A 23,367-nucleotide genomic window follows, 5' to 3' on the forward strand; every position below is an offset into this window, starting at 1 on the left:
GCCTTTCTCCCCGGTTACTCTGGCCGGGGAGCTTAAAACATCACCCACGCCACCAGCGGCGCAATCAGCACCATCGTTACGCCCGAGAGCATCATCACCAGGCTTGCAACGACCCCTTCCTGCTGACCCAGCTCATACGAACGCGCCGTGCCTGCCCCATGAGATGCCGCGCCAAACCCTGCTCCTTTCGCCATCCCTTCCCGAATGGACAGCCGCAGAAACAGCACATCCCCCACCGCCATGCCGAATACGCCGGTGACGACCACAAACAGCGCCACCAGATCCGGCTGCCCGCCGAGCGGTTTGGCGGCCGCCAGCGCAAACGGCGTGGTCACCGAGCGCACGGCCAGGCTGCGCTGAATTTCATCGGAGAGGGTAAACAGCCTCGCCAGCCAGACGGAGCTACAGACCGCCACCACCGTGGCGGTGACGACGCCCGCGCTGAGCGACATCCAGTGGCGTTTGATAATGGCCAGGTTTTCATAAACGGGTACGGCAAAAGCGATGGTTGCCGGGCCGAGCAGCCACAGCAGCCAGTGGGATTCACCAATGTAGTTCTGCCAGGAGATATGGCCGAAGACCAGCATCAGCACCAGCAGGATGGGCGTGAAGACCAGCGGCATCAGCGGCAGCGTGCGAAAGCGGCGATACAGGCGTTTGTTGGCAAAGTAGATGGCGACCGTCACGATCAGGCACAGCACGCTTATCTGAAAGTTAGTCATGCTTTTGCCTGCTGATTTCGAACCGGTACACCTTATCCACCACCCAGGCGGTGGCACCCAGCACCATCAGCGTGCTCAGGGCAATAACCGCGAAGATGCGCCAGCCGTCGACCATCAGCAGCTGCGCATAGTTCACCACCGCCACCACGGCCGGAACGAAGAACAGCAGCATCTCCGCCAGCAGCCAGCGCGCGCCGGCGCGCACCCAGCTGAGGGGCAACGCGCGGCAGAGGATCAGCACCAGCATCAGCACCATTCCCACCAGGTTGGCGGGTAAAGGCAGGTGCAGCCAGTCGACAAGGTATTCCGCAAAAATAAACAGTCCCGCGTAGAGCAGTACCTGAACCGGGACCTGGAGTCGTTGCACAACGGCAGGCGTAACACGGCTTAACGCCACGGCCATGGGGGTTTTCCTCAGAAATGAGACGAGGCGCCAGTATAGTGAGCGTACGTCATCGACTGAAATGAATTAAAATCATCGAAGGTATAGTTTCGAGGAATAATCATGGACATAAGAACGCTGCGCTATTTTGTCGAGGTGGTTCGCCAGCAAAGTTTTACCCGCGCAGCGGAGAAGTTGTTCGTTACCCAGCCAACCATCAGCAAAATGCTGAAAAACCTCGAAGACGAGCTGAACTGCACCCTGCTGATCCGCGACGGACGCAAGCTGCTGCTGACCGATACCGGACGCGTGGTGTTCGAGCGCGGGCTGGCGATCCTGGCGGAGTTTCGCCAGCTTGAGGCCGAGCTTGCGGACATCAACCACCTGACGAAAGGTCTGCTGCGGCTCGGCATTCCGCCGATGGTTGGCATGATGATGGCCGGGCCGATAAGCCTGTTCCGCCAGCGCTACCCCGGCGTTGAGCTTAAAATATCTGAGTTTGGCGGCCTGACCGTGCAGCAGGCGGTGATCAACGGCGAGCTGGACGTGGCGATGACGGCCCTTCCTGTGGAGGAAGAGAGCGGGCTGGCAACGCTGCCGCTGTTCAGCCATCCACTGTGCGTGCTGGTGCCCCGCTCCGGCGACTGGCTGAAGATAGACTCAGTGAAGCCCGATCTGCTCGGCGAACACCCGCTGCTGATCTACAACGAAGACTTCGCCTTAAGCCGCCAGCTGATGACCCTGTTTAACCACCATAACGTGAAGCCGCGCATTGCGGTGCGCAGCGGCCAGTGGGATTTCCTCGCGGCAATGGTGCAGGCGGGCGTGGGAATTGCCATTCTGCCGCAGCCGATCTGCGAGCGGCTGGATAAAAACACGCTGCGCTGGATCCCGCTGGAGAGTGACCTGCACTGGCAGTTGGGGATGATTTGGCGTGAAGGGGTGTATCTTTCGCACAGCGCACAGGCGTGGCTGCAATGTTGTGAGGGGTTTTGGGTGCGGTCTGAATAGTGCCGGGTGGCGGCTTCGCCTTACCCGGCCTACGGTTCAAACGTAGGCCCGGTAAGCGCAGCGCCACCGGGCAAAAGCGCGCTACTGATTCTCTATTAACAGCGCTTCTAACAGGTCCAGATCGTGCAGCAGCTTTTGCAGCGTCTCGTTGCTGATCTGGCGCGTGGCGCGCAGGTGATACAGCTCGGCACGCTCGGAGCGCAGCGCCGCCAGGCGGAAACGACGCTCCAGGTTCTCTTCCTGCAGCGAGCTTTCCACGTCGTTACGTCCGTCAGCACGACGGCGCAAATTACCAATTACGCGTGAACTGACTTCCTTCAGCAGCTGGTTATCAATGTTCTCTTCGGCATCGGCAGCCAGACGCTCCTCCATCTTCTCAATGGCCACTATCGCCACTTCCGCCGTCGCCGCGCGGGCTATCCGCTCCTCTTTGTGCTGTTGGGTCGAGTCACCGGCATCAATGTGCTGGAGTAAAATCGGCAGCATAATCACGCCGACAAACAGCGAGAAGAGGATCACGCCCGCCGCCAGGAACACCAGCTCGTAGCGCGCCGGGAAGACGTCGCCCGTCGGCAGCAGCAGCGGAATAGAGAGCACACCGGCGAGGGTTATCGCCCCGCGTACGCCCGCGAAGGAGGCAATCAGCAGCTCGCGCGTGGTCCAGGAGCCAAACTCCATCGGTTTTTTGGTCAGGAAGCGCATGCTGAATTTTTTCATCGTCCACAGCCAGCCGAAACGCACCAGCATTAATGCCATGTAGATCAGCACGATATCGGTAAACAGCATCCAGACTTCAACGTTTGGATCCGCCTCCGCCGCGATCAGCGAGGATTCCATGATGCCCGGCAGCTGCAGGCCCAGCAGCAGGAAGACCATGCCGTTAAAGACAAACTCCAGCATCGCCCAGGTGCTGTTGGCGCGCAGGCGCATCGCCAGCGGCGCGCGGCGCATCACGCCGGAACGGGTGATGGTCATCCCCGCCGCTACCGCCGCCAGAATGCCCGAGACGCCGATATGTTCAGCGATAAGGTAAGAGGCAAACGGCAGCAGGAACAGCAGAACGATTTGCGTCGCCGGTTCATCGCCGCCCCAGCGGCTGAGGAAGCGCAGCGAACGACCGTATAGCCAGCTCACCACGAAGCCCGCGAGAATACCGCCAATCGCCACCTTGAAGAATTCCAGGGTCGCGCCACCAATGGTAAAGACCATGGTGCCCATGGCTACCGCCACGGCAAACTTCAGGGCCACCAGGCCGGAAGCGTCGTTCATCAACGCCTCGCCCTGCAAAATGCCCATTATTTTCTTCGGAATGCGCCCTTCACCCACAATGCCGGAAAGGGCCACGGCGTCGGTCGGCGACAGCACGGCGGCCAGCGCAAAGGCGGGAATTAACGGGATACCCGGTACGGCCCAGTAGATCAGGAAACCAATCCCAACCACGGTAACGACCACCAGCGCCAGCGCCAGGCCGAAGATCTCTCGCCCGTGCTCAAGAAATTCGCGCGTCGGCGTTTTCCACCCATCAGCAAACAGCAGCGGCGGGATAAACAGCACGAGGAACAGTTCCGGATCGAACTCCACGTGCAGACCGAACGTCGGCCACGCCAGCAGCGCGCCGATGGCTATTTGCATTAAAGGCAGGGGGACCTGGAAGGGCAGTACGCGTGTAACCACCCCGGATAATGAGACCACAAGGGTCATGATGAGTATTGTGAAGAAAATTTCCATGCGTTCCCTGTTTGCTGTGTTTCTTTTTAAGCCAAACCTGAGGCGTCGTGCCTCTTATTCTATCCTCTCCAGAGTAACGCAAAAGGCAACGGGATGAGTCCTGAAAATAAAAACGGGCGGCCTGAGCCACCCGTTTTCGCATCAATGGATAATTTAGATTGCCCAGCCGCCCGCGTAGAATGCCACCAGCGCAACGGCGATCACCACGGTGCCGATGTTCAGCTTGCGCCACTCACCGGAGACCAGGCGGCCAATCACCAGCGAGGCAAAGCCGATCATAATGCCGGTCACGATGTTACAGGTCAGGACGATAAACACTGCGGTAATCAGGCCGGACATCGCATCCACGAAGTCCGCAAAATCGATTTTCGCCACGTTGCTCAGCATCAGCAGGCCGACGTACATCAGCGCTGGCGCGGTCGCATACGCAGGCACCAGGTAGGAGAGCGGAGAGAGGAACAGGATCAGCAGGAACAGCACGCCAACGGTGATGGCCGTCAGGCCGGTTTTACCGCCTGCCGCCGTACCCGCTGCAGATTCGATATACACCGCCGCAGGCGCCGCACCCACCAGACCAGAGAAGACGCTGCTCAGGGAGTCGGTGGTCAGCGCTTTGCCGCCATCAATAATCTGACCGTCTTTATCCAGCAGGTTGGCCTGCCCGGCCACCGCGCGAATGGTACCGGTGGCGTCAAATACCGCGGTCATCACCAGCGCCAGCACGCTTGGCAGGATCACCGGGTTCAGCGCGCCGACGATATCCAGGCTGCCGATCAGGGAGTTGCCTTTGTCATCGCTCAGCGACGGCATGGCGAAAATACCGGAGAAGTGAACGGTCGGATCGAAAATCAGGCCGACAATGGAAATGCCAATAATGGTCAGCAAAATGCCGCCCGGCACCTTCAGTTTTTCCAGGCCGATAATCACCGCCAGACCGATGAGCGACATAATGACCGGGAAGCTCGCGAAATGACCGAGCGCTACCGGCAGGCCGTCCAGCGGGTTCTTGATGACCAGACCCACGCCGTTGGCAGCGATCAGCAGCAGGAACAGGCCGATACCGATACCGGTGCCGTGCGCCACGCCCTGCGGCAGGTTGCGCAAAATCCAGCTACGGATGCCGGTGGCAGAAATAACGGTAAACAGTACGCCCATCAGGAACACGGCGCCGAGGGCAACCGGTACGCTGATCTGCTGGCCCAGCACCAGACTGAACGCGGTAAAGGCGGTCAAAGAGATGGCGCAACCAATCGCCAGCGGCAGGTTCGCCCACAGGCCCATTACGATGGAGCCCACGCCGGCCACCAGGCAGGTGGCGACAAAGACAGCCGCAGGCGGGAAGCCCGCCTTGCCCAGCATGCCCGGCACCACGATGACGGAGTAAACCATCGCCAGAAACGTGGTCAGACCGGCAACGACTTCCTGGCGCACGGTGCTGCCACGAGCCGAAATTTTAAACATGGCGTCAAGTGAACCGCCGGTACGCGCAGATGGCGTAGACATAGAAAACATCCCCTGAGAGTTTTTATAGAACGTCCATAAGCGTGGTGGAGACACCGCTGCCAGCTAAAACGTCAAATCCGTGTGTTGCGTTTGCGACGAAAGGGCGTCACAAAAAAAGCAAACGTTTAGCTCCGCGCTTATAAAACGGGTGGTCAAATTAAGGCAAACGATTATCCAGCCTAATACCCGCCCTTTTCAACTGAACTTTGCCGTTTTTCGCTAAAATTCACTTATGACGATGAAGAAATAAACAGAGGATGCGCAAACGTTATCGTCTATGCGCAATTTGTTTACATTTCAATCCTCGCCCGGGATCGTTAACGGGCCACCTTGTTGCAGGGTTCTTTGCCAGCCAGGACTAGTTTCCACTTTTTGCTTCCATGCCTGAATATGCGGCAGATTAGCAATGCCGCCGCGCGCCAGCAGGGCAAAGAGGGGGAAGCTCATCTGAATGTCGGCCATGCTTAACGTCTCTCCGGCAAACCAGCTGTTTTTAGCAAGATGTGAGTCAATAAAGCGCGCATGGGTCTCCAGCTGGGGGTTGAGATACCCTTTCTGTACCCCCTGCCCCAGAGCCTTGCCCAGCGTTCGGATGCCAAACGGCACGGGCGGCTTTCCCAGGCTGCTGAAGACCAGCTTCATGAGCAGCAGCGGCATCAGCGACCCTTCTGCGTAATGCAGCCAGAAGCGGTATTGCACCTTATGCGCGGGGTCTAAAGGCTTCAGCCGCGATTCGGCATCATAGGTTTCCTGCAGATACTCCAGAATGGCGCCTGACTCCGCAAGGATCAGCCCGTTATCTTCAATGACCGGCGATTTGCCCAACGGATGCACCTTTTTGAGGGACTCGGGTGCCAGCATGTTCTTTTCGCGCTGGTAGTGAACAATCTCATAAGGCAGGGCGAGCTCTTCCAGCGCCCAGATCACGCGGTGCGAGCGCGACTGGTTAAGGTGATGTACCGTGAGCATGATTTTCTCCTGTTATTCATACTTTTTAACTATAGAAAATCGAACAACACCGCGAAAATATTTCGTCTAAAAAACGGCTAGCGCGGCTGGCGAAAATACGGGTCTTGCATAGAATTAAAGTGTCAGCACAATCCGGAACCTCCCCAACCAGCTCGACACGAGGGGTGCTGATGTCGGGGGAAACCCTCCCGTGAACCAGCGGGATAGAGAGAAAGACAAAGACCGGGAAAAACTAAAGCGCCCTTAGTGGCGCTTTAGTTCTTTATTATGCTTTTTGCCGCAAGAACTTAATCCTCCTCCAGCAGCCGCGCCCCGGTCCCCTGCTCGCCCAGCCTGTCGCCAGGGTTACGTAGCGGGCAGTCGCTACGGGACAGGCAGCCGCAGCCGATACAGCCGTCCAGCTCGTCACGCAGCGCCACCAGCGTGTGGATACGCCTGTCCAGCTCTTCACGCCACTGGGATGAAAGCTCTTTCCACTCTTTCGGGCTAAGCGTATGCCCTTCCGGCAACACGCCGAATGCCTCACCGATCGTCGCCAGGGGAATGCCGATGCGTTGCGCAATTTTGATAATCGCCACGTAGCGGAGCACGTCACGGGTGTAGCGGCGCTGGTTTCCGCCGTTACGGATGCTTTTAATTAACCCTTTGCTTTCATAGAAGTGGAGCGCCGATACCGCAACGCCGCTTCGCTTTGCCACTTCGCCGGGGGTTAAAAGCGCTTTAATGCGCGGCAATCTCTTTTCCATAAAACCTCTTTACCTCAAGTTAACTTGAGGAATTATACTCCCCCGCAGAGAAAACGACGAATCAACCGAGAAAGTTGTATCTACAGAGGGGCAACCTTATGTCGCATCAGCAAATTATTCAGACACTTATTGAATGGATTGACGATCATATCGACCAACCGTTGAACATTGATGTGGTCGCAAAAAAATCGGGCTATTCGAAATGGTATTTACAGAGAATGTTCCGCACGGTCATGCACCAGACGCTGGGGGAATACATTCGCCAGCGCAGGCTCCTGCTGGCGGCGCAGGCGTTACGCTCAACGCAGCGGCCGATTTTTGATATCGCGATGGATCTTGGCTATGTTTCGCAACAAACCTTTTCCCGCGTGTTTCGCCGCGAGTTTGACCGTACGCCGAGCGATTATCGCCACCAGTTGAATTAATGCATATCAGTGCAAAGGTTGCTGCTGCCAGGTCATAAACTCCTGGGGCGGCATCGCTTTCGCGAAGTGCCATCCCTGACAGAACTCAACGCCGCGCTTCAACAGCCAGCTCACCTGCTCAGCCGTCTCAACCCCTTCCGCAATGGTTTTAAGCCGCAGGCTTTGCGCCATCTCGATAATATGCTCGGCGATCAGGTGGCTGGTACTGTTGGTGGTTAAGGTGTCGATAAACGATTTATCGATTTTCAGAATATCCACGTTCAACGAGTAGAGGTTGTGCAGGTTGGAATAACCGGTCCCGAAATCATCGATCGCCACTTCATAGCCCGCCTGACGGAAGGCCTGAATCACCGGCGTGGTTTTTGGCACATCGATAAAGCCGCGTTCCGTCACTTCAATTTTAATTTGCTGGGCGCGTACGGCGTAGTGCCGGGCCTTGTCAGAAATCATGGCGATCAGCCGCGAGGAGTGGAAGTCCGTGGCCGACAGGTTGATCGAAATATAGAGATGCGGATGCGCCGCCAGGAAATGGCCCAGATCGCTGAACACCTCCTCAACGACATAATCCGTGATCCGCTCGCTCATTCCCTCTTTTTCCGCAAGCGGAATAAAGTCAGCCGGGCTCATTACCTGCCCATTGAAACCAGGCCAGCGCAACAGCGCCTCTGCCCCCACACACTGGTTGTTCTTGATATCAATAATCGGCTGATAGTGCACACAAAGCTGGCGCTTGTTCAGCGCCCGGTGCAGTAAGCGCCCCGGCGAATTAAGCTCACGATGGGTGCGGGACCACACCAGCAAAATAATAATGCTGCAGATCATTCCCAGCGGTAGCGTCAACGTCGCCTGGTGATAGAGCGTTTCATAAAAACGTTTATCTGACGTCGACACGATGGCGGCAATAGGCCGATTTGTCGATTTCACGACGGTATAGAAACGGTTATCTTTTTGAAATACCGATTCCTTATCCCGAATCATCGAATTTAATAAAGTCGCATTGGCTTTCTGGCTGACGGAAAAGAAGGCATTAGTTACCGTGTCGTATACCCCCCATGCGAGGGAATGATCGGTAGACATCACTTCACTGTAAGAAAGCGGATTGACAACCACGACATAATTTCCGCGCTGCATATATGTCATTTTATAGCCAGTATAAAATGGCGTATCGCGAAAATAATAGATAGCAACGTCAGGTTTACGCGTGTAATTAGCGACCGGAATGACGTAGGGTTGATCCGGTGTAAAAACGGTCGAACAAAGAAAATTCTGACCTTCAGCATAAATTAAATCGGCGACAAACAGGCGGCCACGAACAACGTTCAACATATATTGACGATGTTCCGGCGTACAACGTTCACCCTGATATTTTTCTGCCTCGTCCCTGGCCAGGTCAACTTGTTGAATTACCAGTTCTGTTTTGTCTAAAGCCAGTTCAGCAAATGTACGTAGCTGAGCGCTCGTTTCCGACTCGGCTCTCAGCTGGGCAAACCATAGAGCAAGCATCACCGGCAGCATAACTACCATGATGATTCCTACCACCCTGAGTATTTTGCGCCGCGCGCTACGATTCATTTCCCGCCCTATATCCCTGCATGTTGTACGCCTGTAGTAATGAAGGCCGGATGCTTTGTTAAACAGGTGATTACGTTGCATGAATCATGCGAAGTTAGCAACTGACTTTTAGTATTAAAAATCTTAAATTTCGTTATGACGATAATATTTTCCCGTAAGCTAAACTGTAAGTATTCGTTCCGTTTCAATTAAGGAAAATAATTATCCACCACGCCTGGGTGGTTTTGAGAGAACACCACAGAGGATCGCTGATTAAGCCAAACTTCTGGCGGCATGAAAAAAGCACAACGCCAACGTGACGTTTTATCCTATTTATGCGGGTGTATTTTGTTCGTTGATTTATAAATAATCAGACATCATCACAATATTATCAGAAAATAATGCTTCTCCTAAAAACGGCACGGCTGGACGTCTCTTTGCCTCCAGATGCTCTTCCCCACTTACCCGACGGGATTACCTCAGCGCGTTGTGGATCCGCCTCCCCCTGTGCGAAGGCGGTCCCGAACCGCATGCTCTTTTTTTCGGGTAATAAAATCCCCTTTTTTGGCTACGCAGACACTGGCGAATAAATCAACAAATGTGATATAGTTCACACATAATGTGTAACGAGAAACACTGTTTCATTCAGTTCGTCTGTTTTGTAGAGGATGGGTTTTATGGCAACCATTACTACCAGCATGGTTCTCCTGCGCTGGCCCTTGTTGAGTGCGTTTTTGATGTTTTTAGCCAGCACGCTGAACATTCAGTTTCGTAAATCCGACTACGCGGGTCTTGCCGTCATCAGTACCCTGCTAGGGCTTGGCGCGGCTTGCTGGTTCGCAACGGGCCTGCTGGGCATCACCCTGCTGGATATGGCCGCCGTCTGGGAAAATATTAAAGTAGTGATGGTTGAGGCGATGAGCCACACGCCACCAGACTGGCCGATGGTCATTACCTGATCCCTTCAGCAACAAAAAACCCAGACGATGTCTGGGTTTTTTGTTTTAGCATCCGTTGATCAGAACGGGATATCGTCGTCGAAGTCCATTGGCGGTTCGTTAGACGGTGCCGGAGCAGACTGCTGCTGCGGACGAGACTGCGCGCCGCCGCTGAACTGGTTGCCGCCCTGCGGCTGCTGAGGCTGACCCCAACCGCCCTGCTGCTGGTTCTGACCGCCACCTGCCGGTGCGCCACCGCCCTGACGGCCACCCAGCATTTGCATGGTACCGCCCACGTTCACCACCACTTCCGTGGTGTATTTTTCCTGACCGGATTGGTCGGTCCATTTGCGGGTACGCAGCTGGCCTTCGATATAGACCTGAGAACCTTTACGCAGATACTCACCGGCCACTTCGGCCAGTTTGCCAAACAGCACAACGCGGTGCCATTCGGTCTGCTCTTTCATTTCACCGGTCGCTTTATCACGCCAGGATTCGGAAGTAGCCAGCGTAATGTTGGCAACTGCGCCACCACTCGGCATGTAGCGTACTTCCGGGTCCTGGCCCAGATTACCGACGAGAATCACCTTGTTTACGCCTCTGCTGGCCATGTTCGTGTCTCCTGAATACGTTTCTTAATAGTGTAAACGCGCGAGTGTACCATTTCCATGCTGCACTTTGATAGTTGCGTAGCACGTTCCAGAGTTCTCTCGCCACTCGACATTGTTACACAGCGAATCAGAAAATGCATTCCAATACTGTATATTCAAACAGGTCATTTTGTGTCATAATTAGCCGTTTCTGACAGCCGTTTGTCCTTCAAACAAACCAGGCAATCCGTGTTCCAACCGGGAAAGGTGAATGGATAAGATCGAAGTTCGGGGCGCCCGCACCCATAATCTCAAGAATATCAACCTCATAATCCCTCGCGACAAACTCATCGTCGTGACCGGGCTTTCGGGGTCAGGCAAATCCTCACTGGCTTTCGACACCTTGTATGCCGAAGGACAGCGTCGTTACGTTGAATCGCTCTCGGCGTACGCGCGTCAGTTCCTGTCGCTGATGGAAAAACCGGATGTCGACCATATTGAAGGGTTATCGCCTGCTATCTCTATTGAGCAGAAGTCTACCTCGCATAACCCGCGTTCAACGGTCGGTACCATTACCGAAATCCATGACTACCTGCGTCTGCTGTATGCCCGCGTGGGTGAGCCGCGCTGCCCGGACCACGATGTCCCGCTGGCGGCACAGACCGTGAGCCAGATGGTGGATAACGTGCTGTCGCAGCCGGAAGGCAAACGCCTGATGCTGCTGGCACCGATCATCAAAGAGCGTAAAGGCGAGCACACCAAAACGCTGGAGAACCTGGCAAGCCAGGGCTATATCCGCGCCCGTATCGACGGCGAAGTGTGTGACCTGTCCGATCCGCCAAAGCTTGAGCTGCAAAAGAAACACACCATCGAAGTGGTGATTGACCGCTTTAAGGTGCGTGACGATCTCGCCACGCGTCTGGCTGAATCCTTTGAAACCGCGCTGGAACTCTCTGGCGGCACGGCCGTGGTCTCCGACATGGACGACCCGAAAGCGGAAGAGCTGCTCTTCTCCGCCAACTTCGCCTGCCCGATTTGCGGCTACAGCATGCGCGAGCTGGAACCGCGCCTGTTCTCGTTCAACAACCCGGCGGGCGCGTGCCCGACCTGTGACGGTCTGGGTATGCAGCAGTATTTCGATCCGGATCGCGTGATCCAGAACCCCGAGCTGTCGCTCGCGGGCGGTGCGATTCGCGGCTGGGATAAGCGTAACTTCTACTACTTCCAGATGCTGAAGTCGCTGGCGGAGCACTACAAATTCGACGTTGAAGCGCCGTGGGCGAGCCTGAGCCCGAACGTGCACAAAGTGATCCTGTTCGGTTCCGGCAAAGAGAACATCGAGTTCAAATACATGAACGATCGCGGCGATACCTCCGTGCGTCGCCACCCGTTCGAAGGGGTGCTGCACAATATGGAGCGCCGCTACAAAGAGACCGAATCCAGCGCGGTGCGCGAGGAGCTGGCGAAGTTCATCAGCAACCGCTCCTGCGCCACCTGCGAGGGCACGCGTCTGCGTCGCGAAGCGCGCCACGTGTTTGTGGAAAACACGGCGCTGCCGACCATCTCAGACATGAGCATCGGCCACGCAATGGACTTCTTCAACAACCTGAAGCTTTCCGGCCAGCGTGCGAAAATCGCCGAAAAAGTGCTGAAAGAGATCGGCGATCGCCTCAAGTTCCTCGTGAACGTTGGCCTGAACTACCTGACGCTTTCCCGCTCGGCGGAAACGCTCTCCGGCGGTGAAGCCCAGCGTATCCGTCTGGCGAGCCAGATTGGCGCGGGCTTAGTCGGCGTGATGTACGTGCTGGATGAACCGTCCATCGGCCTGCACCAGCGCGACAACGAGCGTCTGCTCGGCACACTGATCCACCTGCGCAATCTCGGCAACACGGTAATCGTGGTGGAGCACGACGAAGACGCAATTCGCGCCGCAGACCACGTGATCGACATCGGCCCGGGCGCGGGCGTGCACGGCGGCCAAGTGGTGGCGGAAGGTACGCTGAAGGACATTATGGCGGTGCCCGAGTCGCTGACCGGCCAGTACATGAGCGGCAAGCGCAAAATTGAAGTGCCAAAACAGCGCGTCGCGGCGAACCCGGAAAAAGTGCTGAAGCTCACAGGAGCGCGCGGCAACAACCTGAAGGACGTCACCCTGACGCTGCCGGTTGGCCTGTTTACCTGCATTACCGGCGTGTCCGGTTCCGGTAAATCGACGCTGATCAACGATACGCTGTTCCCGATTGCGCAGACGGCGCTGAACGGCGCGACGCTGGCCGAGCCTGCACCGTACCGCGATATTCAGGGGCTGGAGCATTTCGACAAGGTTATCGACATCGACCAGAGCCCGATTGGCCGTACGCCGCGTTCCAACCCGGCGACCTATACCGGCGTCTTCACGCCCGTACGTGAACTCTTCGCCGGCGTACCGGAAGCGCGTTCGCGCGGGTATACACCAGGACGTTTCAGCTTTAACGTGCGCGGCGGCCGCTGTGAAGCGTGTCAGGGCGACGGCGTGATCAAGGTTGAGATGCACTTCCTGCCGGATATCTACGTGCCGTGCGACCAGTGCAAAGGCAAGCGCTATAACCGCGAAACGCTGGAGATTAAATACAAAGGCAAGACCATCCACGAAGTGCTGGACATGACCATCGAAGAGGCGCGCGAGTTCTTTGACGCCGTCCCTGCGCTGGCGCGTAAGCTGCAGACGCTGATGGACGTAGGCCTGACCTACATTCGCCTGGGGCAGTCAGCAACAACCCTGTCCGGCGGTGAGGCGCAGCGCGTGAAGCTGGCGCGCGAGCTGTCCAAGCGTGGTACCGGCCAGACGCTCTACATTCTGGATGAACCGACCACCGGCCTGCACTTTGCGGATATCCAGCAGTTGCTTGAGGTGCTGCACCAGCTGCGCGATCAGGGCAACACGATTGTGGTCATCGAACATAATCTGGACGTGATTAAAACCGCGGACTGGATTGTCGATCTCGGCCCGGAAGGCGGCAGCGGCGGGGGTGAAATCCTCGTCTCCGGTACGCCAGAGACCGTTGCAGAGTGCGAAGCCTCGCACACCGCGCGCTTCCTTAAACCGTTGCTGTAATTGTTACACGGAGAGCTGCTGTCGGGTCGCTTCCGGCAGCAGTTCAACCGCCTGCTTATAGGACGCATCCACCAGATAGTAAATTTGCGAGCCGGGCAGCGAGCCGTCCAGATAAACGGTACTCCAGTGCGCCTTATTGAGGTGCTGGCTCGGCCTCACATCATCATGCTGCTGACGTAATAGATCCGCCAGTTCCGGGCTGGTTTTCAGCGACGCCGCCGGGCGCCCTTCAACCTCTTTCACCATCGCAAACAGCACGTCTCCCACTTTGATCTGCGTGGCTTTCCAGTCGCTGTGAACGCTTTGTTCCGCGCCAGGCTTGCTCATGCAGTACTGAAGTATATCCGAAATTGTCATCTTTATTCCCCTTGTAGCGTTGCGATAATTTTACGCGAACCACCGTGAATGCGATGTTCTCCCAGCCAGATCCCTTGCCACGTTCCCAGCATTAGCCGCCCGTTATGAACCGGTAGCATCAGCGATACGCCCAGCAGAGAAGATTTGATATGCGAAGGCATGTCATCTGCGCCTTCATAATCGTGCTCGTAGGGGGCGTTGTCCGGAACCGTCTTCAGGAAATGGTGTTCCATATCAGACCGGACGGTAGGGTCGCAATTTTCATTAAGCGTGAGGGAGGCTGACGTGTGCTGAAGCAGCAGATGCAGTAAACCCGTTTTGACGCGCGACAGGTCGCGGAGTTGCCCGATGACTTCGTCCGTCACAAGGTGAAACCCGCGGGGTTTAGCGCTTAAGGTCAGGGTCTGTTGATACCACATGAGCTGCTCCGTTCTGAAAGATGAATCTTTCTAAGTGTGCAGCAAGAAGGCGAAAGGTAAAACCCGCAGCGGCGGATTTGTTCAAAAAAGAATCAAACCCGCCGCTCAAGAACTAATACTCGGAGTTAACAATCACCTCCTCGCCAAACTTTCCTGCCATCGGCAGCGGTCGATAGGTCGAGTTAGAGGCACGCAGCACCCGGATCGCTCTGGCTCCCACATCCTGCGCCGCGGTAATGTCGTTATCCGAATCACCGTAGAACACTTTGATGTTTTTCTGCTCCAGCCACTGGGTTTTGGTGTTTTGTCCCTCTTTATCACCGGCAAAAATGACCGGATTCATGCTGGCTGCCGGGATCTGAAAATCGTCCTGCAGGGTTTTGGAGACGGTCTCCGTTTTGGTCTGGCTACGGCCGGTGACAAAGTAAATGCTGTCGCCGCGCTTAACGTGCATGGCGATCAGCGCGCGGGCCACCTCTTTCGGAATGCTGAACTCATCCCAGCCGTTATTCATTTTTTCCCAGAACTCCGGGTTCTTCAGATACGCTTCGCTGTCCGGAGAATACGTTTTCTTGCCACGCCAGAAGCCAGGGCTTGAGAACAGCACGGTATCGTCAATGTCGAAGCCCACGGCCATTGGCGGGCGGCCCATCAGGCTGTTTTCGATTTGGGCCACGGAAACCCAGTGAATGGGTGCCTGCTCGGCAAGGATGGCGGCGGTGGTACCGGTGTAAAGCGGCGTCGGTGCGGAAGCTCGCGCGACGACGGCGCTATTAAGCGAGAACAATAAGCAGGCGGCGCTGAGCGCCAGTGTGATCTTGCGCATATTTTCCCCTGTATATTCAGTTTGTTATCTTTATATTTTGAGTGGATGGTCAAAAATCTATCCGACCATAACCCCGGCGGGAGGGGAAGGAAAGGAGTTTTTACTTATAAAGATGAATAAAAAGAAGACGATCACAAAGTGCCGGGGGACGTGTTTATGCGGTCTGATGCCCTCACCCCAGCCCTCTCCCGGTGGGAGAGGGCTGGGTTAGTGAGCATTTACATTACAGCAGCAAACGCCTGCGCCACGCGCTGGACGTTGCCGGCATTCAGGCCCGCCACGCACATACGGCCGCTGGCGATCAGGTAGACACCGAACTCGTCACGCAGGCGATCGACCTGTGCCGCGCTCAGTCCGGTATAGCTGAACATCCCGCGCTGCTTGAGCAGATAGTCGAAGTTATGCCCCGGCACCGCCTCTTTCAGCACGTTAACAAGTTCCTGACGCATCGACAGAATGCGCTTGCGCATCGCTTCCACTTCCGCAAGCCAGGTGGCTTTCAGCTGTTCGTCGCCCAGAACGGTCGCCACCACCTGCGCACCAAAGTTCGGCGGGCTGGAGTAAATACGGCGGACCGTCGCTTTCAGTTGGCCGAGAACGCGCCCCGCGGCTTCGGCGTCTTCACACACCACGGACAGACCGCCAACACGCTCACCGTAGAGAGAGAAGATTTTTGAGAAGGAGTTGCTGACCAGCGCTGGCAGCCCGGCGCTGGCAACGGCGCGGATGGCGTAAGCATCTTCTTCCATGCCCGCGCCAAAGCCCTGATAGGCGATGTCGAGAAACGGGATCAGGTTACGTGCCTTCAGCACCTCGATCACCGCATCCCACTGGGCATTGGTGAGGTCCGCCCCGGTCGGGTTATGGCAGCATGGGTGCAGCAGCACGATGCTGCGCGCCGGCAGGGTGTTCAGTTTTTCCAGCAGCGCTTCGACGCGCACGCCGTTGGTTTCGCTGTCGAACCACGGATAGATCTCGACCTTAAAGCCCGCGCCTTCAAAGATGGCCACGTGGTTTTCCCACGTCGGGTCGCTGACCCACACGCCGGAATCCGGGAAATATTTTTTCAGGAAATCTGCGCCTACCTTCAGCGCACCCGAGCCGCCCAGCGTCTGGATAGTCGCCACGCGCTTTTGCGCGAGCACCGCGTGGTCCGCACCAAACAGCAGCGGCGCAATCGTATTACGGTAGGTGTTTAACCCTTCCATCGGCAAATAAAGCGAAGCACCGTGCGGGGTTGCGTTAAGACGCGCTTCGGCTTCGGCAACGGCTTTCAGTTGAGGAATGATGCCGTCCTCGTTGTAATAAAGACCAATGCTGAGGTTCACTTTATCGCTGCGAGGATCTTCTTTGAAACGCTCCATCAAGGAGAGAATAGGGTCGCCGGCGTAGGCGTCTACTTTCTGAAACACGCGATGTTCTCCGGATTATTATGAGGCAGGGTTTTCAACAATAAACCGGAAGCGGAATAAGATCGAGGGGGATGTTAACAGAAGCGGGATGCATCGCATCCCGTTAAAGCTCAGTCGATGTATTTCATCGCCACCCGCGACGTCAGACGCGTAATAAGTTCGTAAGCACTTACTTTTGTAATCTCAGCAATGCGTTCAACGGGCAGACCTTCACCCCACATCACCGCATCGTCGCCCGCTTTATCCTGCGCGCCGGGCCCAAGATCCACGCAAATCATGTCCATCGCCACGCGGCCGACAATTTTCACTTCACGACCATTGACCAGCACCGGCGTGCCCGTTGGTGCCGCGCGCGGATAGCCGTCGCCGTAGCCCATCGCCACCACGCCAAGCCGCGTGTCGCGCTCGCTGGTCCAGGTACCGCCGTAACCCACCGGCTCGCCCGCTTTGTGCTCCCGCACGGCAATCAGCTTTGATACCAGCGACATCACCGGCTTAAAGCCTAAGTCCGGCCCCCAGGGCTTATTCTCAAGCGGGGAAACGCCATACAGGATAATCCCCGGACGCGCCCAGTCGAAGTGGGACTGCGGCCACAGCAGAATGCCGCCGGATGCCGCAATGGAGCGCATTCCCGGCTTGCCTTCGCAGAAGGTGTTGAAGATATCAAGCTGCTGCTCGGTTGCGCCACATTCGGGCTCATCGGCACGGGCAAAGTGGCTGACGATATTGACCGGCTGACGCACATTTTTGCACTGGCACAAACGCTGATAAAACGCCTCCGCGTTTTCCGGACGCACGCCCAGCCTGTGCATGCCCGTATCGAGCTTCATCCAGACGGTGACCGGCTCGCTCAGTTCAGCCGTTTCCAGCGCGGCCAGTTGTTCTTCGTTGTGTACCGCCGTGTGCAGCTGCTGGTCTGCAATGGTCGGCAGATCCGAGGCTTCAAAAAAGCCTTCAAGGAGCAGAATCGGTTGCGTAATGCCGCCTGCGCGCAGGCGGAGAGCTTCTTCGAGACGGGCGACGCCAAAGGCGTCGGCATCGGGGAGCGTTCGCGCGGTCTCAAGAAGACCGTGTCCGTAAGCGTTCGCTTTCACGACTGCAACGAGCCTGCTGGCGGGTGCCAGTTCACGCAGACGTTGCAGGTTGTGTCGCAGAGCGCGGCGGTTAATCACAACAGTTGCCGCTTGCATTTGAATTCCTTAGAAATTACTCATCATCATATTGAGGACCGGCATAGTTGTCGAAACGCGACCACTGGCCGTTAAAGGTCAGACGTACCGTACCGATGGGGCCGTTACGTTGCTTACCAATAATAATTTCGGCGATCCCTTTCAGGTCGCTGTTCTCGTGATAGACCTCATCACGGTAGATGAACATGATTAAGTCGGCATCCTGCTCAATGGAGCCGGATTCACGCAGGTCGGAGTTGACCGGGCGTTTGTCTGCACGCTGTTCCAGGGAGCGGTTAAGCTGCGACAGCGCCACTACCGGCACGTGCAGCTCTTTAGCTAACGCCTTGAGCGAGCGGGAAATCTCTGCAATTTCCAGCGTACGGTTGTCTGAGAGCGACGGGACGCGCATCAGCTGAAGGTAGTCGATCATGATAAGGCCGATGCCGCCGTGTTCACGGGCGATGCGGCGCGCGCGGGAGCGCACTTCCGTCGGCGTCAGGCCGGAGGAGTCATCGATGTAGATGTTCCGTTTTTCCAGCAGAATACCCATGGTGCCGGAGATGCGTGCCCAGTCCTCGTCGTCGAGCTGGCCGGTACGGATGCGGGTCTGATCCACGCGCGACAGGGATGCCAGAGAACGCATCATAATCTGCTCCGAGGGCATCTCGAGACTGAAAATAAGCACCGGCTTATCCTGCAACATCGCCGCGTTTTCGACGAGGTTCATCGCAAATGTCGTTTTACCCATCGACGGACGCGCCGCGACGATAATTAAATCCGACGGCTGTAAACCGGCAGTTTTTTTGTTCAGATCGTCATAGCCTGTGTTCACCCCGGTCACACCGTCGTGCGGCTGCTGGAAAAGCTGCTCTATACGCGCAACGGTGGCGTCGAGCACGTCGGCGATGTTTTTGGGGCCTTCGTCTTTGTTGGCGCGGCTTTCGGCGATTTTGAAGACGCGGGACTCGGCAAGATCGAGTAGGTCTTCACTGGTTCGACCCTGCGGATCAAAACCGGCTTCGGCGATCTCATTCGCCACCGAGATCATCTCTCGGACAACGGCGCGTTCACGCACGATGTCAGCATAAGCGCTGATGTTCGCCGCACTTGGCGTGTTTTTTGACAGTTCTGCCAGATAGGCAAACCCGCCGACGCTGTCCAGCTGTCCCTGACGCTCCAGCGATTCCGCGAGTGTGATCAGGTCAATCGGGCTACCCGACTCCTGCAGGCGCGCCATTTCGGTAAAGATATGACGGTGCGGACGGGTGTAGAAATCCTCAGACACCACGCGCTCGGCGACGTCGTCCCAGCGTTCGTTATCCAGCATTAAACCGCCCAACACCGACTGTTCCGCTTCAATCGAGTGCGGCGGGACTTTTAACCCTGCGACCTGGAAATCACGCTCGCGAGGTTCAGTCTGTTTGTTGAAGGGTTTGTTTCCTGCCATAGTGAATGGAGTTACCGAGATAAAGAGTGGGTCGAAAGATTACCACATTCTGGAGGAAGCATGGCAACACGTATTGAATTTCACAAGCATGGTGGCCCTGACGTACTCAAGGCGGTGGAGTTCACCCCCACCGCGCCTGGTGAAAACGAAGTGCAGGTTGAAAACAAAGCCATCGGCATAAACTACATCGACACCTATATTCGCGGCGGGCTCTACCCGCCTCCGTCGATGCCGAGCGGACTGGGCACCGAGGCGGCCGGTGTCGTCGTCAAAGTGGGCAGCGCGGTTAAGCATATTAAAGAAGGCGACCGCGTGGTGTACGCGCAATCCGCGCTGGGCGCTTACAGCTCCGTCCACAACGTTCCGGCGGATAAAGCCGCCCTGCTGCCCAACGCCATCTCCTTTGAGCAGGCGGCGGCCTCCTTTCTGAAAGGGTTAACCGTTTACTACCTGCTGCGTAAAACCTATGAAATTAAACCCGATGAGCAGTTCCTGTTTCATGCCGCGGCGGGTGGCGTCGGGCTCATTGCCTGTCAGTGGGCAAAAGCGCTGGGCGCAAAACTGATCGGCACCGTGGGCAATGCCCAAAAAGCCCAGCGCGCGCTGCAGGCGGGTGCCTGGCAGGTGATTAACTACCGGGAAGAGAGCATTGTCGAACGGCTGAAGGAGATCACCAGCGGCAAAAAGGTGCGCGTCGTGTATGACTCGGTAGGGAAAGATACCTGGGAAGCGTCGCTGGACTGCCTGCAGCGTCGTGGGCTGATGGTGAGCTTCGGGAATGCGTCAGGTGCTGTCACCGGCGTGAATCTCGGCATCCTTAACCAGAAAGGCTCGCTGTACGTCACGCGCCCTTCCCTGCAGGGCTACATCACCAACCGGGAAGAACTTGAGGAAGCCAGCAACGAGCTGTTCTCGCTGATCGCCAGCGGCGTCATTAAGGTGGATGTGGCAGAAGCGCAGAAATACCCGCTAGCCGATGCGCAGCGTGCGCATGAGGTGCTGGAGAGCCGGGCAACGCAGGGGTCGAGTTTGTTGATTCCATGAGCCCCAAAAAGAAATTGGGCTTCCCGTGGGAAGCCCTTTCTTTTTTTAGTTCGGCTGTATGTAGGGTACAGCGCGATGAATTCTTTAACGGCAGTCATAGTGACAGATTCGATAAGTAAATCCTATTCTGTTCTAAGCCATGCTGCCGGAAAAGTTACAAGTATGTGACGAACCCCTCAATACCTTAGTAACGGAAGCGGTTATTGCGCTGATAAGTCGGCAGTTTTGGCGCTTTAATCGCCCGTATTACCCACACCACGGCGATAGCCAGCAGCAGCCACGGCAGCAGTTTGATCGTCAGGGCAAATAATCCGCCGATAAACATAATTACCGTGGCCACAACGAGCGCGGCCAGAATGCCGAGCAGCGACACGCCCGTGACCATCAGCATGACAAAAAAGCCAATCACAAAAAGTAGTTCAAGCATGGTGCTCTCCCACGAGTTCCCGAATGATGCTGCAATCATTACAAGAATCATGCCAAAGCTAACCTATTGTTCTTAAAGCAAAACGCCCCGCGAGGATCCGCAGGGCGTGGTGAATTTGACGATCTTTTAGCGAAATTATCGCTTATCCGCCACCAGCCGCAGCGCATGTTCCAGCACCTCAATATCGGCACCAGCTTTATGCGCGTTCTCACTGAGGTAGCGACGCCACTGGCGCGCGCCCGGAATACCCTGGAACAGGCCAAGCATATGGCGGGTGATGTGGCCAAGATAGGTGCCATTGCTCAACTCGCGCTCAATGTAAGGGTACATGGCACGCACGACGGCAACAGGATCGGTGTCTGCGCCTGCAACGCCAAAGATTTCGCGGTCGACGGTCGCCAGAATGCCCGGATTTTGATACGCCTCGCGCCCGACCATCACGCCATCCATATGCTCAAGGTGCGCTTTCGCCTCTTCCAGCGACGTAATACCGCCGTTGATTGACATCGTCAGGTGCGGGAAATCACGTTTCAGCTGGTACACGCGCGGGTAGTCCAGCGGCGGGATCTCACGGTTCTCTTTCGGGCTAAGGCCTGAAAGCCAGGCTTTGCGGGCGTGGATGATAAACATCTCACACTCGCCTTTCCCTGACACCGTATTGATGAAATCACACAGGAATTCGTAGCTGTCCTGGTCGTCGATGCCGATACGGGTTTTGACCGTCACCGGAATGGAGACCACATCGCGCATCGCTTTGATGCAGTCCGCCACCAGCTGTGCGTTGCCCATCAGACAGGCGCCGAACATGCCGTTTTGCACGCGGTCGGAAGGGCAGCCAACGTTCAGGTTGATCTCGTCGTAGCCGCGTTCTTCCGCCAGCTTTGCACACTGGGCCAGCGCGACCGGATCGCTGCCCCCCAACTGCAGCGCAACCGGATGCTCTTCTTCACTGTATGCCATGTAGTCGCCCTTACCGTGAATAATTGCGCCCGTGGTCACCATTTCGGTGTACAGCAGCGTATGGCGGGAGAGCTGGCGCAGGAAATAGCGGCAGTGTCTGTCCGTCCAGTCGAGCATCGGCGCAATAGAGAAACGGTGTGCAGGAAAAGCGGTCTGGTGTTCTGACGACATGGCGAAGTTTTAAGCATCTGGTGGAAAAGGGGCGCTACTATAGCACAAAGAAAAGCCGGAGGCGCAGCGCCTCCGGTGTACTTTAGAACGTCATGCTCAGCTGAGCCCCTGCGCCCCAGGTTTCGTCCTCGCCATACAGGCCCATCAGGTCAACATGAACGGTATTGAACGGCGCGAAACCGACACCGCCGGTAAAGACGTTGCTGTCGTTCCCTTTCATATCCGCACGATAACCGGCACGCACCGCCAGCCAGCTCAGCGGAGTCACTTCAGCACCGACCCCAACATACTGCGACGTATCTTCGCTCTTAAAGCCTTTGGTTTCGGTCAGATCGCCATCGGCGGTCAGGGTCACTAGATCGTTGTGCCAGGCAGCGCCCGCGGTCACCAGAGGACGGATCTGGTAGGTGTCTTTATAGCTCACCACTTCCCCCGTACGCCCGTTGCGGATGCGGATATCTTTGGTGTCGATATCGCGCGACATCAGGTTTTGCCCGCTCACGCCGACCGTCCAGTTTTCGCCAAAATCAGCGGCAATACCGGCATCGACGTTAAAGCCGGTATCGTCTGTACGGTAGCGGCTATCGTTCCACTTATTACTGTCGTAATCGTAGATCGAGGTGGTGTAGTTATAGATCCAGCTTTTTTGCAGTTTTGGCGTCACGCCCACGGAAACCGGAACGCCGCCAAGGTCAAACTGGCGGGCAACGGCAATACCGTAGTCGGAGATAATCGCCGCCCGACCGGACGCCGTTGAGTTGAGGTTTTTAGTGATCTGGTCCGTGCCGTTCAGCGCAGCGTCCAGGGCAACGCCGGCAGCCACCAGATTGCTTCTTTGAATACCGCGCAGATAATCAATATCCTGCTGGTCGATAGACGAACTTACCCGGCCATGGGCGTACCCTTTCGCCATAAAGGCCACGGAAAGCACATCGTTAGGGATACTCACGGCAAGGCCTGCTCCTGCCGTCGCGCGAGCGGTTTTGCCCTTGAGATAGTCCAGCTCATCGGCCAGATCTTTGGCCGCGCCCTGGAACTGGTTGATGGAGCCTAAAGGATTAGTAATAACCTCGATTGGCGTAAGGTTATCAACCACATCCTTATAGTGATTGATTTTGTCGTTGATGGTATCAATCTCATCCTGAAGATTGTCCTCATCCGTTACCTGCACCCCAACGGACGGCAAAATAACCGTCACGTCATCGTCCGGTTTTGCCTTTGCCAGCAGCGCGGGGTTAATTAACGCCCCGCTACCATAATTGCCCGAAGCAACGCCGGTGCCCCCCATCGCGTCGCTACGTGATTCTGTCCAGGTATTGGCTGCTCCCGCCTGATTTGCCATAAACAAGGAGACAGCGATGCTAACCACCGAAAATTTAAAATGTTTTTTCACAGTATGCCCGTCTTATAGTCTGTTATGAAATAACCCCTGTCTGTTATCCCCCAAACAGGCGCGAACTATTGCTGTGAATA

The 23,367-nt window shown here is 56.3% G+C and carries 22 protein-coding genes; 5 read left to right on the top strand and 17 right to left on the bottom strand.

Annotated elements, in window-relative coordinates; genetic code table 11:
• Nucleotides 1–32: 32 nt before the first annotated feature.
• Both AC2FAJ_RS19300 and AC2FAJ_RS19305 read right to left on the bottom strand, forming a co-directional pair.
• Nucleotides 33–722: an LrgB family protein gene (locus AC2FAJ_RS19300; protein ID WP_045261052.1), complete on the bottom strand. Its 690-nt coding sequence runs from the start codon at nt 720–722 to the stop codon at nt 33–35.
• Nucleotides 715–1,125, bottom strand: a complete 411-nt coding sequence (locus tag AC2FAJ_RS19305) for a CidA/LrgA family protein (protein WP_028015182.1) — start codon at nt 1,123–1,125, stop codon at nt 715–717. Before AC2FAJ_RS19305 ends, AC2FAJ_RS19300 begins: the two co-directional genes overlap by 8 nt.
• A gap of 102 nt (nt 1,126–1,227) precedes the next feature.
• Between AC2FAJ_RS19305 and AC2FAJ_RS19310 the strand changes: the two genes are divergently transcribed.
• Nucleotides 1,228–2,115 carry a LysR family transcriptional regulator gene (locus AC2FAJ_RS19310; RefSeq protein ID WP_041911529.1) on the top strand — a complete coding sequence of 296 codons (888 nt, stop codon included), beginning with the start codon at nt 1,228–1,230 and terminating at the stop codon, nt 2,113–2,115.
• Nucleotides 2,116–2,196: 81 nt separating this feature from the next.
• Here AC2FAJ_RS19310 and AC2FAJ_RS19315 read toward each other — a convergent pair whose 3' ends face one another.
• The 4 genes from AC2FAJ_RS19315 to soxR form a co-directional block, all read right to left on the bottom strand.
• A complete protein-coding gene (locus AC2FAJ_RS19315) occupies nt 2,197–3,843 on the bottom strand; it encodes a Na+/H+ antiporter (protein ID WP_041911530.1) in 1,647 nt (548 codons plus the stop codon).
• A 153-nt stretch (nt 3,844–3,996) separates the two neighbouring features.
• On the bottom strand, nt 3,997–5,346 hold the full coding sequence (gene ghxP / locus AC2FAJ_RS19320) for a guanine/hypoxanthine transporter GhxP (protein WP_028015179.1): 1,350 nt from the start codon (nt 5,344–5,346) through the stop codon (nt 3,997–3,999).
• Between the two features lie 297 nt (nt 5,347–5,643).
• Entirely contained in the window at nt 5,644–6,315 is a 672-nt protein-coding gene (locus AC2FAJ_RS19325) for a glutathione S-transferase family protein (protein ID WP_047362626.1), read from the bottom strand.
• A 287-nt stretch (nt 6,316–6,602) separates the two neighbouring features.
• Nucleotides 6,603–7,061 carry a redox-sensitive transcriptional activator SoxR gene (gene soxR / locus AC2FAJ_RS19330; RefSeq protein ID WP_023331806.1) on the bottom strand — a complete coding sequence of 153 codons (459 nt, stop codon included), beginning with the start codon at nt 7,059–7,061 and terminating at the stop codon, nt 6,603–6,605.
• A 98-nt stretch (nt 7,062–7,159) separates the two neighbouring features.
• Here soxR and soxS point away from each other — a divergent pair, with 98 nt between their 5' ends.
• Entirely contained in the window at nt 7,160–7,486 is a 327-nt protein-coding gene (gene soxS / locus AC2FAJ_RS19335) for a superoxide response transcriptional regulator SoxS (RefSeq protein ID WP_008503387.1), read from the top strand.
• Between the two features lie 6 nt (nt 7,487–7,492).
• Here the strand turns inward: soxS and AC2FAJ_RS19340 are convergent, their stop codons facing one another.
• Nucleotides 7,493–9,058 carry an EAL domain-containing protein gene (locus AC2FAJ_RS19340; protein WP_060573097.1) on the bottom strand — a complete coding sequence of 522 codons (1,566 nt, stop codon included), beginning with the start codon at nt 9,056–9,058 and terminating at the stop codon, nt 7,493–7,495.
• A 656-nt stretch (nt 9,059–9,714) separates the two neighbouring features.
• Between AC2FAJ_RS19340 and AC2FAJ_RS19345 the strand changes: the two genes are divergently transcribed.
• Nucleotides 9,715–9,996 (top strand): YjcB family protein, encoded by a 282-nt coding sequence (locus AC2FAJ_RS19345; RefSeq protein WP_048957473.1) that lies wholly within the window; start codon nt 9,715–9,717, stop codon nt 9,994–9,996.
• Nucleotides 9,997–10,055: 59 nt separating this feature from the next.
• Here AC2FAJ_RS19345 and ssb1 read toward each other — a convergent pair whose 3' ends face one another.
• The gene (gene ssb1 / locus AC2FAJ_RS19350) at nt 10,056–10,586 is read right to left on the bottom strand and encodes a single-stranded DNA-binding protein SSB1 (RefSeq protein ID WP_006810470.1); all 531 of its coding nucleotides are present in this window, start codon (nt 10,584–10,586) and stop codon (nt 10,056–10,058) included.
• 250 nt (nt 10,587–10,836) lie between these two features.
• Between ssb1 and uvrA the strand changes: the two genes are divergently transcribed.
• Nucleotides 10,837–13,659 carry an excinuclease ABC subunit UvrA gene (gene uvrA / locus AC2FAJ_RS19355; RefSeq protein WP_485454425.1) on the top strand — a complete coding sequence of 941 codons (2,823 nt, stop codon included), beginning with the start codon at nt 10,837–10,839 and terminating at the stop codon, nt 13,657–13,659.
• A gap of 3 nt (nt 13,660–13,662) precedes the next feature.
• Here uvrA and AC2FAJ_RS19360 read toward each other — a convergent pair whose 3' ends face one another.
• The 6 genes from AC2FAJ_RS19360 to dnaB all read right to left on the bottom strand — a co-directional run bounded on the left by AC2FAJ_RS19360 (nt 13,663) and on the right by dnaB (nt 19,292).
• Nucleotides 13,663–14,016, bottom strand: coding sequence for an MmcQ/YjbR family DNA-binding protein (locus tag AC2FAJ_RS19360; RefSeq protein WP_041911535.1), 354 nt, complete (start codon nt 14,014–14,016; stop codon nt 13,663–13,665).
• Between the two features lie 2 nt (nt 14,017–14,018).
• On the bottom strand, nt 14,019–14,435 hold the full coding sequence (locus AC2FAJ_RS19365) for a secondary thiamine-phosphate synthase enzyme YjbQ (RefSeq protein ID WP_041911536.1): 417 nt from the start codon (nt 14,433–14,435) through the stop codon (nt 14,019–14,021).
• Nucleotides 14,436–14,547: 112 nt separating this feature from the next.
• Nucleotides 14,548–15,261 carry an acid phosphatase AphA gene (gene aphA / locus AC2FAJ_RS19370; RefSeq protein ID WP_041911537.1) on the bottom strand — a complete coding sequence of 238 codons (714 nt, stop codon included), beginning with the start codon at nt 15,259–15,261 and terminating at the stop codon, nt 14,548–14,550.
• A gap of 218 nt (nt 15,262–15,479) precedes the next feature.
• Entirely contained in the window at nt 15,480–16,673 is a 1,194-nt protein-coding gene (gene tyrB, locus AC2FAJ_RS19375) for an aromatic amino acid transaminase (RefSeq protein WP_041911538.1), read from the bottom strand.
• A 110-nt stretch (nt 16,674–16,783) separates the two neighbouring features.
• Complete coding sequence (gene alr / locus AC2FAJ_RS19380) at nt 16,784–17,863, bottom strand: alanine racemase (protein ID WP_028015170.1); 1,080 nt, start codon at nt 17,861–17,863, stop codon at nt 16,784–16,786.
• Between the two features lie 16 nt (nt 17,864–17,879).
• Nucleotides 17,880–19,292, bottom strand: coding sequence for a replicative DNA helicase (gene dnaB, locus AC2FAJ_RS19385; RefSeq protein WP_008503375.1), 1,413 nt, complete (start codon nt 19,290–19,292; stop codon nt 17,880–17,882).
• Between the two features lie 60 nt (nt 19,293–19,352).
• On the opposite strand from dnaB, the gene AC2FAJ_RS19390 reads away from it, so the two are divergent.
• Nucleotides 19,353–20,336, top strand: a complete 984-nt coding sequence (locus AC2FAJ_RS19390) for a quinone oxidoreductase (RefSeq protein ID WP_047073096.1) — start codon at nt 19,353–19,355, stop codon at nt 20,334–20,336.
• A gap of 184 nt (nt 20,337–20,520) precedes the next feature.
• Here the strand turns inward: AC2FAJ_RS19390 and pspG are convergent, their stop codons facing one another.
• From pspG to AC2FAJ_RS19405, 3 genes are all read right to left on the bottom strand, one after another.
• Complete coding sequence (gene pspG, locus AC2FAJ_RS19395; RefSeq protein ID WP_041912090.1) at nt 20,521–20,763, bottom strand: envelope stress response protein PspG; 243 nt, start codon at nt 20,761–20,763, stop codon at nt 20,521–20,523.
• A gap of 135 nt (nt 20,764–20,898) precedes the next feature.
• Nucleotides 20,899–21,894, bottom strand: a complete 996-nt coding sequence (gene dusA / locus AC2FAJ_RS19400) for a tRNA dihydrouridine(20/20a) synthase DusA (protein ID WP_041911540.1) — start codon at nt 21,892–21,894, stop codon at nt 20,899–20,901.
• Between the two features lie 82 nt (nt 21,895–21,976).
• Nucleotides 21,977–23,236, bottom strand: a complete 1,260-nt coding sequence (locus AC2FAJ_RS19405; RefSeq protein WP_153657273.1) for a conjugal transfer protein TraF — start codon at nt 23,234–23,236, stop codon at nt 21,977–21,979.
• Nucleotides 23,237–23,367: the final 131 nt, after the last annotated feature.

This window comes from Enterobacter cloacae complex sp. 385G4, assembly GCF_057320665.1.